The following is an 18,636-nucleotide window of genomic DNA, read 5'->3' on the forward strand; positions in this document are numbered from 1 at the left end:
TGCAAGTCTGGTTAAGGCCGTATCCTTATGCCTGCACTGGTGATATATCAGCCCAAGTCTCATTGAAAGATAATAGGCTTTCTTTATATCCGGATATTCTCTGAAGAGGATGGCAGCACGCGTACGCTGCGATTCGGTCCATAAGGATTCTTTCTTATAGAGAAGATAGATGCTTCTAGCCAGTAATTGCTTCCTTGAGTCCCCGTTTTCGAAAACCGGAGCATGATAGATTTTCCCGCAAGCCCTGGCATGTGCTATCTGTATGGATTCCTCATCCAGGGCTTCCCATCGAGCCTTGACTCTCATTTCCTGAACAGCTTCATAAGCCAGTTTCTGGACATGGAAACGGTCCGTTACACGCCGTGCGACGGGAAAACAGACGCGTGCAATCTGTTCCATGTTGGGGGCCATATCAAGGGTTATCTCCCTGACTTGGAATCGCCTGCGTCTGGAGAGCCTTAGCAAGACGGAAGTAACGATCTTTACATCGGTACCTTTTATGATAGCGATGATACTCCCCGAACGTCCTATTCTTTCCTTATTTATCAGGATCGTATAGAGTTCGCCCTGTGAAAGGCAGACTTCATCAATCCCCACATATGCACCGATATTCTTCTCGAAAAGAATCCACTCTTCTGCATGTGAAAGTTGTTCCCAGCTCAAGTAACCGCTCAGATGGTTTCGGTATTGACGCTCAAGCAGCTCTCCGTTTACACCGAAGAGAAAGCCTAAAAGCTTGCAGCTTACCGGAAGTGTATCAATATAGTTCTTTTAAAAAAGACGCGAAATCATGCGTCATACGGCAGCCCTCAGCGACCAGTTTCCAGTTACAGCTTACATAGCGTCCATCATCCTTAACAATCCATCGGCGACGGCGGATGTTCAGGAAAAGTTTCTTGCCACGGATCGGGAAGTCCTGAACCACTACCGGATCATAAAACCCCTTGCTTTCCACTTTTATATTCGAGTATTCACTGGGAACCTCATTTTTCTCTTCCAGGAAAATGACAATGTCAGTACTACTTTCCTTTACATCTGAGATGCTGAAATAATCCAATGTCCCTTCCGGAAGAAGGAGACGATAACCGTTGGTTTCCATAACTGATAATGATTTGTTGTTCTCAAAGATACGATTTTATCGAATTTACCCCTCATATTTTTACGTTGATCCTTGATATTCTATGTGAAATATTTTTATCTGTCTTATCCGTTTCATCTACATTTCTTGCAGAATAAGGTTTGCCTATAAAAAATATGAGTATAAATCCGTAATAAAGGTAATTCTGCCCCGGGAAAAACCGTAATTTATCTACATTTTAAGCCGATGAAGCCAGCTAATTTTGTATCGTAAAACAATAAGATTGTTGAACCCTAATTGTTTATGGTATGTGCAAACGATTCTTTTATTTATGTTTGGTATGGTTCGGATTTGCTTCAGCGGGTTCCCTCCATGCTGAAAACAGGAATTTGGAAACAACAGAAATTAATAACTCAAAAAACAGCCTTATGGAAACAACATTAAATCTGACACAAGAATGGGATAAAGTATTCCCGCAAAGCGACAAGGTACAACATACGAAAGTGACTTTCCGCAATCGTTATGGTATTACCCTGGCTGCTGATTTATATGTTCCGAAGAATGCAGTAGGAAAATTCTCCGCTATCGCAGTGAGTGGTCCGTTCGGAGCTGTTAAAGAACAAGCATCTGGACTTTATGCCCAAACGCTGGCAGAACGAGGATTTCTGGCACTGGCTTTCGATCCCTCATTTACCGGAGAAAGTGGTGGTGAGCCTCGTTATGTGGCTTCGCCAGACATCAACACAGAGGATTTTTGTGCCGCTGTCGATTATCTTTGTACTCGTCCGGATGTAGATGCCGATCGTATTGGAATTATCGGAATTTGTGGTTGGGGAGGTTTCGCTCTTAATGCCGCTGCCATCGATACTCGTATCAAAGCAACAGTTACCAGTACAATGTATGATATGAGTCGGGTGACAGCCAATGGTTATTTTGATGCCATGGATGCAGAACAGCGATATGAACTGCGCAAGCAACTCAATGCACAGCGTACGGAAGATTATCGGAATGGAACGTATGCGCTGGCCGGTGGGGTGGTAGATCCGTTACCCGAAGATGCTCCACAGTTTGTAAAAGATTACTATGCTTATTATAAAACATCTCGTGGATATCATCCGAGATCACTTAACTCGAACCGGGGATGGAATGTCACTTCATCGCTTTCATTTCTGAATACACCTCTTTTGGCATACAGTCAGGAAATACGGAGTGCGGTACTCATGCTACATGGAGAGAAAGCTCATTCGCGTTATTTCAGTGAAGATGCTTTTAAGAAGCTGAAGGGAAAGAACAAGGAGTTACTTATCATTCCAGGAGCTAGTCATGTAGATTTATATGATAATCTTCAGGTCATTCCTTTTGATAAGATTGTACAATTCTTGCAAGAATATCTTCCCAAAGAAGCAGAGGCGATAGAAACAGATGCCAAAACAGCTTTTCAGCAGGAGATGGTTTTCCCTATTGGCGAACCCAATACGGCGTATGCCCAATATTTTACCGGCAACAGTTATCTCGCTTTTGTTTCTAAAGATCAGGTTCCGGTAGCGAATGTGACATTTGAGCCGGGATGCCGGAATAACTGGCATATCCATTGGGCAACGAAAGGCGGTGGACAAATGCTGATTGGTGTAGCGGGTCGTGGTTGGTATCAGGAAGAAGGTAAACCGGCGGTAGAAATTCTTCCGGGTACGGTTATTAATATTCCTGCGGGTGTTAAGCATTGGCATGGAGCGGCTTCCGACAGTTGGTTTGCTCATCTTACTATTGAAGTCCCGGGTGAGAATACTTCTAATGAATGGCTGGAACCTGTTTCTGATGAGGTTTATAAGCAAGCGCAAACTTCTAATCATCCTCAATGATGGATCTGAAGGAGAGATTTAGACACTTCTGGATAGTTCCGGTCTTATTGCTGACATGTGCCACCTTATCAGCTTGTACTCCTATGGATGAAGACGTATTTGTGGAAGAAGTACCTGAAAAGCCGGAAGATTCGGAAGAGGATACAAACAATGACAATAGTAACGAGAATATGGAAAGTAAGACGATTCGGTTGACTGTAGATGACCGTACATTTATAGCAACATTAGAAAAGAATTCATCAGCGGAAGCTCTGATAACTCGTCTGTCAGAAGGTAACATTCAAATCCGTATGGACGATTATGGAAATATGGAGAAGGTGGGTTCTCTTGGTTTTTCTCTACCTCGGAATGACAGACAAACAACTACCGCTCCGGGTGATTTGATATTATATCAAGGCAATTCGTTCGTTATATATTACGATACGAATTCATGGAACTTCACTCGTCTGGGGCATGTCGACGGAGTTACCACTCGGAAACAAATGCTGGAATTATTGGGCGGAGAAGGTGAAATAACCATTACATTATCTTTAGAATGATGAAACAAGCTATTATCTTCCTCTTGCTTGGATGCCTGATGCTTCCGGCAAGAGCTCAAAATAAATCAGAAAATATGGACAGAATAGATCTTTGTAAACAGAATTATACCGCCTTGTTTGGCGGAGAAGCTTTAACAGGGGAAGGAACGGATCCTGAGTTTATGGCAATCCTACAGAAATTTATCTTCGGAGAGATTTTTGCCGTGGGAGATCTTGATCGGCCTACTCGTGAATTGATTACTTGTACTGTACTTTCGGTGATGCAGACTTTACCCCAGTTGAAAGCTCATGCTGCAGCAGCTTTACAGGTAGGAGTCAAGCCTGTTGAATTACGTGAGGCGGTTTATCAGTGTGCTCCGTTTATTGGTTTCCCAAAGACTTTAAATGCGATTGGAGTCATCAATGAGGTTTTCCGAGAAAAAGGTATTTCTTTACCTTTGGAAAACCAGGCTACTACCACCGAGGAGGATCGTTATGAGAAAGGTCATGCCATCCAACATCCGCTTTATGGCGATGAAATTGCTGAGAAAATGGCCGATGTTCCGGGAGGTATGGGCGATGATGTAGCTCGCTTCCTGACGGCTTACTGTTTCGGGGATATATATACTCGGGGTGGATTGGATGTAAAGACACGCGAACTGCTTATTTATTGTGTTCTGACAACTCAAGGGGCCGATGCCCAACTATTACCTCATGCCCTGAGTAATCTGAAATTGGGTACAAGTCGGGAAACACTTGTAGCTGCTGTTATCCAATGTCTTCCTTATGTGGGATTCCCGCCTGCATTGAAAGCTTTGAATGTGATCAAAGGTATTGATCCGAAGGTAATCGAGGCTTCTAAATAAAATTATTATCTGTGGAAAATGATGTTTAATCTGCTGCCTGGTAATAGCGGTATATTCATGCAAGAAGGGCGCGGCCTTCAACGATAAATGAGGATAATTTCTCGGTATTGTCGTTGAGGCCGCGCCTCTTTTATTAAGCCGAAGCCTGAATCCTAAAAGGAATCAGAATTTCAGCGTATTCAGATTCTTATCGATTAACAAGCCGTCGGTCGGATTGAGGGCAAACTTCACCTTCCGTTTTGCCCGGAAAGTAAGAATAAAGAGATCTTCCGAACCTGAAAGGACCGGTTTGTCTCCTAAATTGACGAAGGTTGGATAGAGGACTTTCTGACCGTTGGTATGCAAGCGGTCGTATATCAAATTCTCCATTTGAGCCATACCTTGGGTTTCCACTCCTACAAACTCAAAGTTTTGCTGGTCATACGGCAGAGCAAAACTCAAGGCATTGACCGCACAAAGATCCATTCCTTTAACCAATACCCGAACAGTATCGCCTGCTTGTATAGCCTGTGTCTTGTCGAGGCTGATTGTTAATTGACCGGAAACTTTCTCTTGACCCGGATCTTCGATACCGTCTTCCAGTTGGGTAGCCACCACCGAGATGTCATAGGCGTCGATCAACTCGTTCCGGTTAATATCCCCGGCACTGACGTAATCGAAGTCGGCGTCGCCTTTCCGCAAACCGGTGTAATTCATGTATGAGGTTAGGTCGTTGCTATCGATCTTACCATCGTTATTGATATCGCCCGGCAGATAACTTTCTGTACCCGGAACCTTAAAGACATACAGCTCACGACCCGATCCGTAATTGCCAGCAGCCTCGGTCACGTGTAGTTTGATATAACGAGCCTGCGGATGATCTTTGAATTCAAATACCTTCACATCGCTATTACGTTTCCAGGCAAAGGAATCCACTGCTGTCCAGTGTTCTTTATCGAGACTGTAGGATACTTCTCCTCGGAGGATTGTGCCATTACCGCTATCTAGTCGGGGCAGATAGTGGAACTTATCCAATTGATTGAAGCTACGTAGGTCGATGATCAGATCGAACGGCACGGCCTTTTTCCCATATTCCGAATGCCAAACATCACCCGTTTCAGCCCAATCGAAGAGACGATCTACCTCAAATCCTTCCTGTGAAGGAGCCGACGATTCTCCGCGTATTCCCTTGATCGCAAATTCCAACGGATTCGTCTTGGTTTCTACACCGAAGGAAGCCCAGTTGGATACACCATCGCGATTGACCGAACGTATCTTGAAATCGTAGTGTGTTTCTGGTTCCAAGTCCTCAAACGAGAGTGACGTCTGTTGGATGGTCGTATAAAGCATGTTGTTGAACTCGATTTCGTAGTAATCGGCATTCTCCACTTTGTTCCAAGTTGGAGTAACGGCATAAGCTTCCCGGTTCTCTTCCGTTACTTGTGCTATAGGAGCTGTCAGATTTCCTGTCGAACGGAGATACGAATTACCCATGTCGAAACGATAGCCTTCGATTACCAATTCTGTGTTCACAGCGGTAATATCGGCAGATTCCAGTTTTACCCGTAATTGCGGATTCCGGCGGATGGAAACCTTGGCAAAGTCGCTACCTGGTGTCGCAAACCGGTTCCATTCAGGACTTGCTTCGTAAAAGACGACATTTTCGCCCTTCTCGAAAGCTTTCAGCGAGGTTACTTGGGACAGTTTTACTTTCCGTGATCCCAACCGTGCTGTCACTTTCTTTGGTTCTTCCGATACCTGTATACGGAATTCGGTCTGTTTTTCCTTCTCAAAGCCGGCGAAGTTTCCAGTTGTTGGTGCAATGCGGACAGTCACTTTCCCGTTGTTTTCCTCCATGGTAATCTCTGTACTTGTACTCTGTCCTAGCCGGTAGGCTTCTGTACGGCCATCATCGTCATATTCTGTAAAAGAAGTCTGACCTGCCGGATAAAGTTCATAGATACGGATATGTTTGTTGATCTCCGAGACATTGTTATTAGGATTCGTCATCGGAATGATTGCTCCGGCTTTTACAAAGACCGGTAGTTTCCAGATCGGAGCCTTCCAATTATTCACTACTTGGTTTCCGGTATATTTCTCACCAGTAAAGTAATCAATCCAAGTTCCTTCGGGCAGATAGATGCCATCACGGATATCATTCCCTTCTTCATCTGCCGCCGTATTCTTATAAATCGGGGCTACCAGGAAGTACGGACCGTATAAATACTGGTATTGTGTTGCCTTACCCAGCGTATAGGAATTTGGGTATTCGAGGAAGATAGCCCGAATCATTGGCAGACCGTCTACGGCTTCCCGCGCGATGCTATATGTATAAGGCATCAGTTCTGACTTTAGCTTCAGGTACCACCTGTTGATGGAAGTGGCCGGTTCTCCCAAAGCATGCGGATACTTCTCGTTGGCGCCCCAACCATCCATATTCAATTGCATCGGACTCCACGTCTTCCATTGGAAGTCACGCATGTTGACGACCGGATTCTTTCCACCGAAAATACCATCCATATCCGAAGTGATATTGGGTTGGCCGGACAATCCCGAACCAATGTAAGTCGGAATATGGAAACGGATGTATTCCCATTCGCCTCCGGTCTGGTCGCCCGACCAAACACCCGCATAACGTTGTGTGCCTGCCCAACCGTCCAAAGAAATGATAAACGGACGTGCGTCATTTCCATAATACGGCATGATATGAGCTACATCAGCCACGCCATTTAGCCCGAACGAATAGCCGGCACCAACCCAAGCCACATCTGTCTTGAGTACACGCACACCAGCATCCCGGACTTCCTTTACAATATCACGTTGGAGCAATGCACTAACTTCTGATTTCGGATGTAAGTCGGATTGGGTCCAAAGACCAATCTCCACACCTTGCTGGTGGGCATAGTCTGTCAGACTCTTCAAGTTTTGGATATTGCCGTCAAGCGTCTCCGTCTGACCGTATCCGGCTCCATAACCATCATTCGGAAGTAGCCAACCTAAAGGCATATCGTGCGCCTTATATCGGTCGATTACTGCTCGGGCAGAGAACTGGTAATTTCCTTTCTCTCCGTTGAGTGATTCTTTGATACCGCCGTTGTCCTTCTGACTTTCCTTATAGCGTTTGCCGTCTTCGAAAAGGATTCCTTTCTCGTCTTCTTTCCAGTAATCGCGGTTGTAAGCGTTCAGATGACCTTGATAGAAACCAAACTTCGGTAATAGAATTGGATTACCCGTCAGTTGATAGAAATCATTTAATAACGGAACTGCTCCATCATTGATCATAAAGAATACATCGAGGTAATCCGTCTCATGTGAAAGGGAAACAAGCCCTTTCTGAGAAGCACCAAAGTTATATTTACCAGGCTTGAAGGTGTACCACATGAAGCCATATCCGGCTGTTGACCAATAAAAAGGAGTAGGAGAAGCTACACCTCCATCTGTCCAACTGTTCTGGTTTACGATCGAAATACTTTTTCCCTTATGTGAAAAGCGTCCGTTTTGTACGCCGCCACCATAGAAGTATTCATCTGGTTGTTCCTGAAGGCTTAATCGAGTTTCGCCTTTTCCATAAGAAACGGGTTTCGCTTCTTCAAGTACAGTACGCTGAGTTGTCCGGTTAATGATTTTCATCCGGCCATCTTCTTTGGCGAATTGCAATTCGATTAGGTCTGTATAAATGCGGATCTGACCGTTCTCATCCTTTATTTGTAATTCCGAAATCGGCTTTCTGGGTTGATCTACCAGAATTTGTGCTTCCGGTTGTGCTTCCGGATCGCGGATAATACCTCCTTGGTTATCTTGAAACATCCGGAAGATATTCGGACCATAAAAGTCGAATGTCATTCGCTGGCCATTCCTGAATACGAGGTCAACGGTTGTTGGGTTGATCCGTTGGGCACTGACAATGGGCGTTATTTCTGTTGTTATGACGGGAACCGGTTCAGAAGGCTGGATTGCCAGCACCGGACCGCTCATCAATAACATCGGAAAAGCCCATATAAGCAGTTTGGGTTGTTTGTACACTTGTTTCATACCTGTTATTTTATAGAATAAGCCCAGGCGGATTCCAAAAGAAGCCAGCCTGAGCCAAATGAATAAATCTTTTTCTCATTAAAAAGCATCGCAGATGCTGATGCATTGCAGTTGCCGATCGAATGTCGCCTTATCCAAAGAGGTAGTTACATGGATAGTAACTGCTTCACTCGGTATCAGATCGAAATAATTATCTGAAAAGAAGTTGTCGATACCTTCTAAACTCAAGAACACAGCTCGGGCAAATACGTCGCAACGTAGGGTTACATCAAATCCGTCACCTGTAGCAACTGATTCTGTCTGTATAACGGCTTTCGGGAACTGAATGTCTTTGTAGCGGGTCAGGAAGTAATTGTTGGTGATGACTTTTTCCTGACCTTTCTCTTGGAAACGGGCGTGGATGAATACTTCATTTCTATCTTTTCCGCTCAGTAACTCTTCCGTAGATGCGGTATATTGAATCTTACTGGTATTTGCCGGAACAGTTACCTGCTTAGTTTTCTCTGAAATGATATTTCCTTTCAGGTCGAGAACCCGTACCGTTAATTCTCCTTTGGTTGCCTTGAGGCGGTCGGATACCATATAAATATTCACAGCATCTTCTTCTTCAATGGGTGATACCAGAATATCCTGGAAAGATTTCTTGGTGAAGTAATGCTGTGCCTTCCAGCGTCCGTAGTAATCACGGCTGGCCCATGAAGCGACCGGCCAACAGTCATTGTGTTGCCAAACCAGTGATCCCATATTATAAGGCATCATCCGTCGGTGTGCTTCCATTGCTGTCTTGATGGCATCTCCTTGCAGTAAGATACTCAGGTAAAGCGTACTGGCAAAGTCTTTCGGTTGCCCATACTCCTGTTTGGTAATGGATTCAATACGTTCGTTCGCGATTGCTCCTCCACGCTGATGGGCCATCATGACATCCGAATAGATGTTATGATCCCGTTTTTCGGGAGCATACTTCAGTACGGACTGGTATTCGGGGAATGACTGGAATCCGTATTCCGAGAAAAAACGGGCTTTTATCTTATTGAACTGTGTGATAGGATCACGTCCTTGCCATACGTTCCAGTAGTGAGCATCTCCATCTGGATTCCAATCTTCTTTGCCTGATTCGCAGCGGGCTTCGGGATTTCCTCCATAGGGTGAAGAAGGCCAGTAAAAGGTTGTTGCATCGTATTCCTGAACGACTTCAGGCAGAAGATGCTGAAACAGGTCGTTATGATCTTTCCACATTTGGTCATATACACCCATCTTCTTGTATTTTCGCATCCAGCCCCAGTTAAACCAGGCCGTATGATTTTCGTTGTTACCGCACCAAATGGCCAAACAGGGGTGATTCCTTAGGCGGATAACATTATCGATGGCTTCGTGACGGATATTATCCAGCATTTCCGGATTCATCGGATAGGTACTGCAGGCAAACATGAAGTCTTGCCAGACCTGGATTCCATGTTGATCACATAAATCATAGAATATGTCATTCTCGTAGATACCGCCACCCCAGACACGCAGCATGTTCATGTTGACATTCTTGGCATCCAGGATTGTCTTCTCGTAACGCTCGGGCGTTACACGAGGCAAGAAGTTGTCTTGTGGAATATAGTTAGCTCCTTTGGCAAAGACTTTGACTCCGTTCAATTCAAAATAGAAGCTGTGTCCATACTCATCCTTCTCATTTACTACACGCAGACTGCGGATACCCAGATTGGTCGTTTCTGTATCGCAAGTCGTTCCGTTCATGTTAATAGCGGCCGTAAACGGATACAAGTGCGGTTCACCCAGGCCATTGCTCCACCATAGTTTCGGTTGCTTGATGGTCAGATCGGTTTCAATGACATTGATTCCTTTTTTTACCGGCATGGTTTTATGCCAGGTGTTTTTGATACCTTCTGCTGTGATGGTTAAAGTAACATCTCCTTCTTTATCCGCGATGACCGTGGCACGGGCTTTGATATCGGCTTTCTTGGCGGACACATTCGACTGGATATAATGGATGTTATCAATCTTGGCATCGTTCCAACCAACAAGGTAAACCGGTTTCCAGATTCCACTTGTTACAATACGTGGTCCCCAATCCCAACCATAATGATAACCGGCTTTTCGGACCAGCACACTTAGTTTGTTGTCGAAGATTCCACCGTTTTCTGACTGGTCATTTCCGGCTTCAATCGGGTAGGGAATGTCCTTGTATTTGGGTAAGTCTACTTTGATCGGAGAATGAAGATAGACTCGCAATTCATTTTCTTCCTTCTTCAATAATCCTTTGATATCAACTTTCCATTCCCGGAACATATTGTTTGCTTTCAGGATGCATGAATCATTCAGATAGACGTCGGCATACGTATCCAGTCCTTTGAAATCGAGTTCGATGTTATCCTTATTATAAAGTTCATCATCAACCTTTAATGTTGTCTTATATTCCCAGTCTTCTTTGTCAACCCACTGAATGGCGCGTTCGTTCAGTCGGAAGAACGGATCTTCAATGATCTGATTGTCCATCAGGTCTGTTTGTACAACACCTGGAACAGTTGCCGAATACCAGTTATTACCCCGGACTTGTTTGAAGCTCCATCCTTGGTTGATCTCTTGTTGAATTAATCCTTCTGCACCAATGGGAGTTGCCAATAGGGCTGTTCCCAACAGGAATGCAGAAAATCTTGTTTTGTGTTTCATGCTTTATTCGTTTTTATAGATGTGTTATACTGCAATGAAGAGGTATGTTTATAATGATTCCATTTCTTCTAAGATACTGCATGCCATGGCAACAGTCGGTACATCCTTGATGACGATGCTTCTTTTCCCGTTCACTTCTTTCAGGTTACATATCCGGGGATGCTTTTGGATGTATGCCAATAACTGACCAAAGGCATGGCTTTGATAATAAGGACTGTCATCGGCTGATACCAGGTACATATTCATCTGACCTTTCTTCAAGACTACTTTCTCGATACCCAACGACCGTGCCATACGACGAAGACGGACGATACGAATCAATTCTTTTCCTTCTTTCGGAATCTTTCCGAATCGGTCTTCCAGGCGAGCACTAAAGGCTTTTATGTCTTCTTCCCGTTCCATATTGTCCAACTCACGATACAGTGAGATACGTTCGGAGTCGTTTGGAATATACGTAGGAGGGAAGAGCATTTCCAGATCGCTTTCTATATAGGTTTCCTTGACAAAGTCTTTGCCTTCTTTTTCTTTTCCGTCCGATAGTTCGTTATACAGATCAGAGAACTCGTCGTTCTTCAGTTCATCAACGGCCTCTTCCAATATCTTTTGATAAGCTTCATATCCCAAGTCGGCAATGAAGCCGCTTTGCTCGGCGCCCAGCATATTACCGGCACCGCGGATATCAAGATCTTGCATGGCGATATGAATACCACTGCCCAACTCGGAGAAACTTTCTATAGCCTGCAGGCGACGACGAGCTTCTTGTGTAAGTGAACTTAGTGGCGGCGACAAAAGGTAGCAGAATGCCTTTCGGTTACTTCTGCCCACGCGTCCGCGGAGCTGATGCAAATCCGACAAGCCGAATTGCTGGGCGTTATTGATGATAATGGTATTGGCATTCGGAACGTCGATACCGCTTTCGATGATACTTGTCGCTACCAGTACGTCGTATTCGTAGTTCACGAAGTCGAGAATCTTCTTTTCCAGTTCTTCCGGTTCCATCTGTCCGTGTGCTACACAGACACGGGCATCGGGAACTTCCCGTTTCACCAAGGCTTCTATCTCGTAGATATTCTGAATACGGTTGTTGATGAAGAAAACTTGTCCGTTACGACTCATCTCGAAGTTGATGGCTTCGCGGATGATGTCCGGATTGAAGCGTTCTACTTCCGTCTGTACCGGATAACGGTTGGGCGGAGGTGTCGTAATGCTACTCAGATCTCGAGCTCCCATCAACGAGAATTGAAGGGTTCGCGGAATCGGAGTGGCTGTCATTGTCAGAGTATCTACATTTGTCTTGAGCTGTCGTAGTTTTTCTTTGACGGATACACCGAATTTCTGTTCTTCGTCAATGATCAGAAGTCCCAGATCCTTGAATACAACGTCTTTACTTACGATACGGTGTGTACCGATCAGGATATTCACGCTTCCTTCCTTGACATCTTTCAGCACATGTTTGATCTGGGTCGTCGTACGTGCTCGGCTGATATATTCAATCCGGCAAGGGAAATCCTTGAGCCTTTCTTTGAATGTTTGGAAATGTTGGAAGGCCAGTACGGTTGTAGGGACCAATACAGCTACTTGTTTATTGTCTGATACGGCTTTGAAAGCAGCCCGAATGGCTACTTCTGTTTTTCCAAAGCCTACATCTCCACAGATCAGGCGGTCCATTGGGCGCTGACTTTCCATATCGGCCTTTACTTCGGCTGTCGCTTTCATCTGGTCGGGTGTATCTTCGTAGATGAAGCTAGCTTCCAGCTCTTGTTGCATGAAGCTGTCGGGACTGTAGGCAAAACCTTTTTCCTGTTTGCGTTTGGCATATAGCAGGATAAGATCGCGGGCGATGTCTTTCACCTTCTTCTTGGTGCGTTCCTTCATCTTTTCCCACGCACCGGTACCCAGCTTACTTAGTTTCGGAGGTTCGCCATTATCCTTTCCTTTGTATTTGGACAGTTTATGAAGTGAATGGATACTGACAAAGATCGCATCGTGATTCTGATAAATCAACTTGATGACTTCTTGTATCTTTCCGTTTACTTCCATGCGTACCAAGCCGCCAAACTGACCGATACCGTGATCAATGTGTACGATGTAATCACCTGGTGTAAACTGATTCAGCTCTTTTAGCGACAAGGTAATCTTTCCGCTTCGGGCTTTGTCGCTTTTCAGGCTGTATTTGTGGAAACGGTCAAACAACTGATGGTCGGTAAAGCAACATATCTTCAACTGGTCGTCGGCAAAACCACTATGGATGGTTTTGTTGACAGCCGTGAACGGGATATCTTCTTTCCGGTCTTCAAAGATGGCACGGATACGCGCCGCTTGCTTTTCGACATCACTAAGTATGTATAAGGAATACCCGTCTTTCAGATATTGCTGAAAAGTAGTACTGACCAAGTCAAAATTCTTATGGAAGATGGGTTGTACCTGAGTCTGGAAGTTGATGGTCGCATCGGGTGTTCCTACGGCGTGTGTCCCGAATTGGATAAGTCGCAAATCGAGAGCTGCGTGCATAAACAAATCCCATTGAACCAACTTAGAGTGCATCAACTCAGCACTGGTAAATGATTCTTCGTCGGCTACAACCGGTTCTTCGTTCCAGATAGCTCCGATCCGTTCGCGACACCAGGCAAGATCATGAACAACCAGGTTTGTTTGCTGAGGAAGAGTTTCCAGCAGACATTTGCCTGTCGCATTTTTCTTGCTGACTTCCGATACTATATAGATGCTATCCAGTTTTTCTTTGGAAAGCTGACTTTCTACATCAAAGCTACGGATCGTTTCTACCTCATTGCCGAAAAAGTCGATACGATAGGGAAACTCGAAAGAATAGGAAAATACGTCGAGGATACTACCACGGATGGCATATTGTCCCGGTTCGTAAACATAATCAACCTGCTCGAATCCATAACTGTCGAGTACATCTGCCACGAACATATTGTCGAGCTTCTCACCCGTATGAATCTGCAACGTATTTTGTTGCAAGGTATCCTGCGAAACCACTTTCTCGGCAATGGCTTCCGGATAGGAAACGATCATAAACCGTGCTTCCGGATTCTGTAAAACACTCAATACTTCGGTTCGCAAGATTTCATTGGCCGCATCAATGTGTCCGTATTTGATATCACGCCGATAAGCAGATGGGAAGAAATAGATAGATTCATCGCCCATCAGTTGTTTCAAATCATTATAAAAGTAACCGGCTTCTTCCAAATCGTTCAGCAGACAGATGAAACGATTGTTCCCTTTTTTGAAAAGGGCTGCCACCATCATCGCTGGAGCAGAACCATTCAATCCCTTCAAACTGATATTTTGATCTTTGTCTGCCTGTATCAGTTGATGAAGAGCTGTTATCCCGCTATGCGAAGTATATAAGTTGAGTAATTCCTGTATATCCATAAAAATCTCCAGACGGACCTGATGCGTCCGTTTTTGTTTCTATTGCAAATGTAGGAATTATCCATTAATCTCTGGTTGTATAGGAGCGGATTTGTCAATGCGTCGGTGGCTTAGTTGAAAACACAAGATGAAAAACTTTACATGTCGGGAGATAAAAGTCATGATCCCGTTTCTAATTCTTTAGTTCACGCCGCGGATTACTTAGTTCACGTCGTGGTTTAAGTAGTTCACGCCGTGGATTACTTAGTTCACGCCGTGAACTAAAGAATTGCCTATAAGATGAAGAAGTTTATCTAACGTCTTTGATCGATTTCTGTCGGTCGTAAATGAAAAGAGAAGGAGTGTAGAAGATGGAGAAAAAGGAAGAGTTCAGGTAGAAGAAGACAAAAAGAGAGATTTGCCCAACGGACAAATCCCTCTTCTTCTGTATTATTTCAAAAAACTTTTTATCCTTCAATAGCAGCTTGAGCCGCAGCCAAACGAGCGATAGGTACGCGGAACGGAGAACAAGAAACGTAGTCTAATCCTACTTTATGGCAGAACTTCACAGATGAAGGTTCACCACCATGTTCACCACAAATACCGCATTTCAGTTCCGGACGTACTGAACGACCTTTTTCTACTGCCATCTGAACCAACTGACCTACACCATTCTGGTCTAATACCTGGAACGGATCGACTTTCAGGATCTTCTTTTCCAAGTAAACAGGTAAGAAGGAAGCGATGTCGTCGCGAGAATAACCGAATGTCATCTGAGTCAAGTCGTTTGTTCCGAATGAGAAGTATTCAGCACGAGAAGCGATACGGTTGGCAGTCAGAGCTGCACGCGGAATCTCAATCATTGTACCTACTTTGAATGGGATTTCAATACCTTCTTTTTCGAACAATGCAGCTGCTGTTGCGCGGATTACTTTTTCCTGTGCCTCGAATTCATACAAGATACCAGTCAATGGAACCATGATTTCCGGATGAGGATCGTAACCTTCTTTCTTCAATTCAATAGCTGCTCCCAGAATTGCCTCAGTCTGCATTTCCGTAATTTCCGGATAAGTATTACCCAGACGGCAACCACGGTGACCTAACATCGGGTTGTGTTCGCATAAGTTTTCTACACGCTGACGAATGTATTCTACGGTTACACCCATTGCCTTTGCCATTTCTTCCTGACCTTTCTGATCGTGAGGAACGAATTCATGCAAAGGAGGATCGAGCAGACGTACATTCACCGGACAACCATCCATGGCTTTGAAGATACCTTTGAAATCAGCTTTCTGGTAAGGTAATAATTTAGCCAAAGCTTTACGACGTCCTTCTACATCCGGAGCCAAGATCATTTCACGCATGGCAACGATCTTCTGATTGTCGAAGAACATGTGCTCTGTACGACACAAACCGATACCAACGGCACCAAAGCTGCGAGCTACTTCTGCATCATGCGGCGTATCAGCGTTGGTACGTACTTTCAGACGAGTATATTTATCACACAAGTTCATTAACTTAGCGAAATCTCCTGAAACTTCAGCTGCTTTTGTAGGAACTTCACCTTGATAAACTTCTCCGGTACTACCATTCAAAGAGATGAAATCACCTTCTTTCAGCAATACACCATCAATTTCTACGGTACGTGCTTTATAATCTACATTGATGGCACCAGCACCAGATACACAACATTTACCCATACCGCGGGCAACAACAGCAGCGTGAGAAGTCATACCTCCGCGAGCTGTCAAAATACCTTCTGCAACGGTCATACCAGCCAAGTCTTCCGGAGAAGTTTCGATACGGACTAATACGACACGGTGACCATCGGCACGCCATTTTGCTGCATCTTCTGCAAAGAATACAATCTGACCGCAAGCTGCACCCGGAGATGCCGGTAAACCGCGAGTCAATACTTTAGCCTGACGCAAAGCTTCTTTATCAAATACCGGATGAAGCAATTCGTCCAGTTTGTTTGGTTCGCAACGCAGAACAGCCGTCTTTTCGTCGATCAAACCTTGTTCCAGCATTTCCATTGCAATCCGAACCATGGCTGCACCAGTACGTTTACCATTACGAGTCTGCAAGAACCACAACTTACCTTCCTGAACTGTAAATTCCATATCTTGCATATCATGGTAATGGTTTTCAAGCTTCGTCTGGAGTTCATCCAATTCTTTATAGATAGCCGGCATCGCTTCTTCCATAGACGGATATTTGCTGGCACGTACTTCTTCTGAAATACCTTGTAATTTTGCCCAACGCTGAGAACCGATCTTAGTAATCTGTTGCGGAGTACGAATACCTGCTACAACATCTTCTCCTTGTGCATTGATCAAATATTCACCATTGAACAAGTCTTCGCCGGTAGCAGCATCACGAGAGAAGCAAACACCTGTAGCCGAAGTATCGCCCATGTTTCCAAATACCATGGCCTGAACGTTAACAGCTGTTCCCCATTCAGCAGGAATACCTTCCATTTTACGGTAAAGAATAGCACGTTCGTTCATCCAAGAGTCAAATACGGCACAGATAGCACCCCACAACTGTTCGTAAGCGTTGTTTGGGAAATCTTTACCTGTCTGCGCTTTTACAGCCTCTTTAAAGCGAACAACCAATTCTTTCAGGTCGGCAACTTCCAGTTCATTGTCTAAGCGAACACCTTTATTCTTCTTAACATCTTCGATGATTGCTTCAAACGGATCAATATCTTCTTTGTTGGTCGGTTTCATACCCAATACAACGTCACCGTACATTTGTACGAAACGGCGATATGAATCCCACGCAAAACGTTCGTTTCCTGTTTTACGGGCTAATCCGGCAACAACTTCGTCGTTCAAACCTAAGTTAAGGATAGTATCCATCATTCCCGGCATAGAAGCACGAGCTCCTGAACGGACAGAAACCAATAAAGGATTCTCTACGTCGCCGAATTTTGATTTCATCAATTCTTCTACGCCTTTAATAGATTTTTCTACGTCGTCTTTCAATAACTCAACAACAGCGTCTTTCCCTTTTTCGAAGTATTCATTACAAACTTCAGTTGTAATTGTAAAACCGGGAGGAACAGGAACGCCGATCAAGTTCATTTCGGCAAGGTTTGCACCTTTACCACCTAATAGGTTTCTCATGTCTGCTTTTCCTTCAGCGTGACCATTACCGAAGGTATAGACTCTTTTTTTCTCCATAATATAATTAGTTTTAACTTAGATGTTAGTTTTGTTTCTCATCTTAAACTCCTGCAAATATATGGTTTTATATATTTTTCGACCTGTTTTGGGTTATAGTTTTTTATATGTTTTTAAACCATAGTATAGTTTGATTCGTTTTTATTCCTTATATTTGTGTGCGGAAATTTGATGACTGCCTATTTCTTCCTTGTGCAAACTTCTTTTAATTGCTTTCCTAATTGTTGTGCGCAAGCATATCCTTCTTCATATAATGCATGTAATTTGGAGATATTTCTTTCTGTTCGGGTAACTTGTAAAGGCTTTTGTGGCCGGATAACAAGGGCTTTTCCTTCAGCTTCCAGAGAATCAATATAATCCAGTACATGGTTGTAGTTTTTATAACGCATACGCAGTCGTTCCTGTATGGCTGGATATTGATGATAAATAAAAGAAGGTAGATAAAACTCTTTATCAGCTTTCCGGTATCCTTTGTTGCGGGTCAGGATTATGACATTCTGTTTAAAGCCTTCGTCTATGGCTCGTTGGATAGGAATGGCATCGCAGACACCTCCGTCTACCATTGGTATATGGTCAACATACGAGATTGGGCACATCACCGGCAAAGAACAGGATGCTTTACAGGCATCAATAGTCCGTTTGAAATCTTGTCTTTCTTCGATATACTCGGCTTTACCAGTGAGGCAGTTACTGGTAACCATCACGAAACGACCCGGATATGCTTTGTATGCCTCAAAATCGAATGGATAATATTTGTCTGGATATTCATAGAACAGGAAATTCAGGTCAATGTATCCGTTCCCTTTCAGCAAGTGTTTTATACCGATGTAATTATGTTTTTGGAGTAGTTCTATATTGCTGAAATAGGACCGTCCACGTTGTCGGGAAATATAAGAAATACCATTGCTGGCGCCTGCTGATACACCAATCACATATGGAAACCAAAGTTGATTGTCCATGAGGTAATCTAATACACCGACGGTGAAGATTCCACGCATTCCTCCACCTTCCAAGACTAATCCTGTTGCTATGTCTGTTCTCATATATATACCTTATATTATATAT

9 protein-coding genes and 1 pseudogene are annotated in these 18,636 nt (G+C 44.1%); 3 read left to right on the plus strand and 7 right to left on the minus strand.

Going from position 1 to position 18,636, the window contains the following annotated elements; all coding sequences use genetic code 11:
* Together MUN53_RS01415 and MUN53_RS01420 are read right to left on the minus strand one after the other, a co-directional pair.
* The coding region (locus MUN53_RS01415; RefSeq protein ID WP_449587416.1) for an ISAon1 family transposase at positions 1-762 on the minus strand (762 nt) is incomplete at its 3' end.
* Positions 758-1,099: an ISAon1 family transposase N-terminal region protein gene (locus MUN53_RS01420; protein ID WP_243323135.1), complete on the minus strand. Its 342-nt coding sequence runs from the start codon at positions 1,097-1,099 to the stop codon at positions 758-760. The genes MUN53_RS01420 and MUN53_RS01415, both read right to left, overlap by 5 nt.
* Before the next feature lie 287 nt (positions 1,100-1,386).
* Between MUN53_RS01420 and MUN53_RS01425 the strand changes: the two are divergent.
* The 3 genes and pseudogenes from MUN53_RS01425 to MUN53_RS01435 all read left to right on the plus strand — a co-directional run.
* Positions 1,387-2,472 (plus strand): annotated as a pseudogene (locus tag MUN53_RS01425) (alpha/beta hydrolase); the annotation flags it as partial.
* Between the two features lie 461 nt (positions 2,473-2,933).
* The gene (locus tag MUN53_RS01430; protein ID WP_243323136.1) at positions 2,934-3,476 is read left to right on the plus strand and encodes a cyclophilin-like fold protein; all 543 of its coding nucleotides are present in this window, start codon (positions 2,934-2,936) and stop codon (positions 3,474-3,476) included.
* Between the two features lie 74 nt (positions 3,477-3,550).
* Positions 3,551-4,321 (plus strand): carboxymuconolactone decarboxylase family protein, encoded by a 771-nt coding sequence (locus MUN53_RS01435; RefSeq protein ID WP_243323137.1) that lies wholly within the window; start codon positions 3,551-3,553, stop codon positions 4,319-4,321.
* A gap of 162 nt (positions 4,322-4,483) precedes the next feature.
* Here MUN53_RS01435 and MUN53_RS01440 read toward each other — a convergent pair whose 3' ends face one another.
* The 5 genes from MUN53_RS01440 to MUN53_RS01460 all read right to left on the minus strand — a co-directional run bounded on the left by MUN53_RS01440 (position 4,484) and on the right by MUN53_RS01460 (position 18,614).
* Positions 4,484-8,332, minus strand: coding sequence for a TIM-barrel domain-containing protein (locus MUN53_RS01440; protein ID WP_243323138.1), 3,849 nt, complete (start codon positions 8,330-8,332; stop codon positions 4,484-4,486).
* Positions 8,333-8,410: 78 nt separating this feature from the next.
* Entirely contained in the window at positions 8,411-11,008 is a 2,598-nt protein-coding gene (locus tag MUN53_RS01445; RefSeq protein WP_243323139.1) for a beta-mannosidase, read from the minus strand.
* A 48-nt stretch (positions 11,009-11,056) separates the two neighbouring features.
* The gene (mfd, locus tag MUN53_RS01450) at positions 11,057-14,404 is read right to left on the minus strand and encodes a transcription-repair coupling factor (protein ID WP_243323140.1); all 3,348 of its coding nucleotides are present in this window, start codon (positions 14,402-14,404) and stop codon (positions 11,057-11,059) included.
* Between the two features lie 446 nt (positions 14,405-14,850).
* The gene (ppdK, locus tag MUN53_RS01455; protein WP_243323141.1) at positions 14,851-17,571 is read right to left on the minus strand and encodes a pyruvate, phosphate dikinase; all 2,721 of its coding nucleotides are present in this window, start codon (positions 17,569-17,571) and stop codon (positions 14,851-14,853) included.
* Between the two features lie 179 nt (positions 17,572-17,750).
* A complete protein-coding gene (locus MUN53_RS01460; protein ID WP_243323142.1) occupies positions 17,751-18,614 on the minus strand; it encodes a patatin-like phospholipase family protein in 864 nt (287 codons plus the stop codon).
* Positions 18,615-18,636 lie beyond the last annotated feature (22 nt).

It is taken from the genome of Parabacteroides faecalis (assembly GCF_022809355.1).
Taxonomy (GTDB): Bacteria; Bacteroidota; Bacteroidia; order Bacteroidales; family Tannerellaceae; genus Parabacteroides; species Parabacteroides faecalis.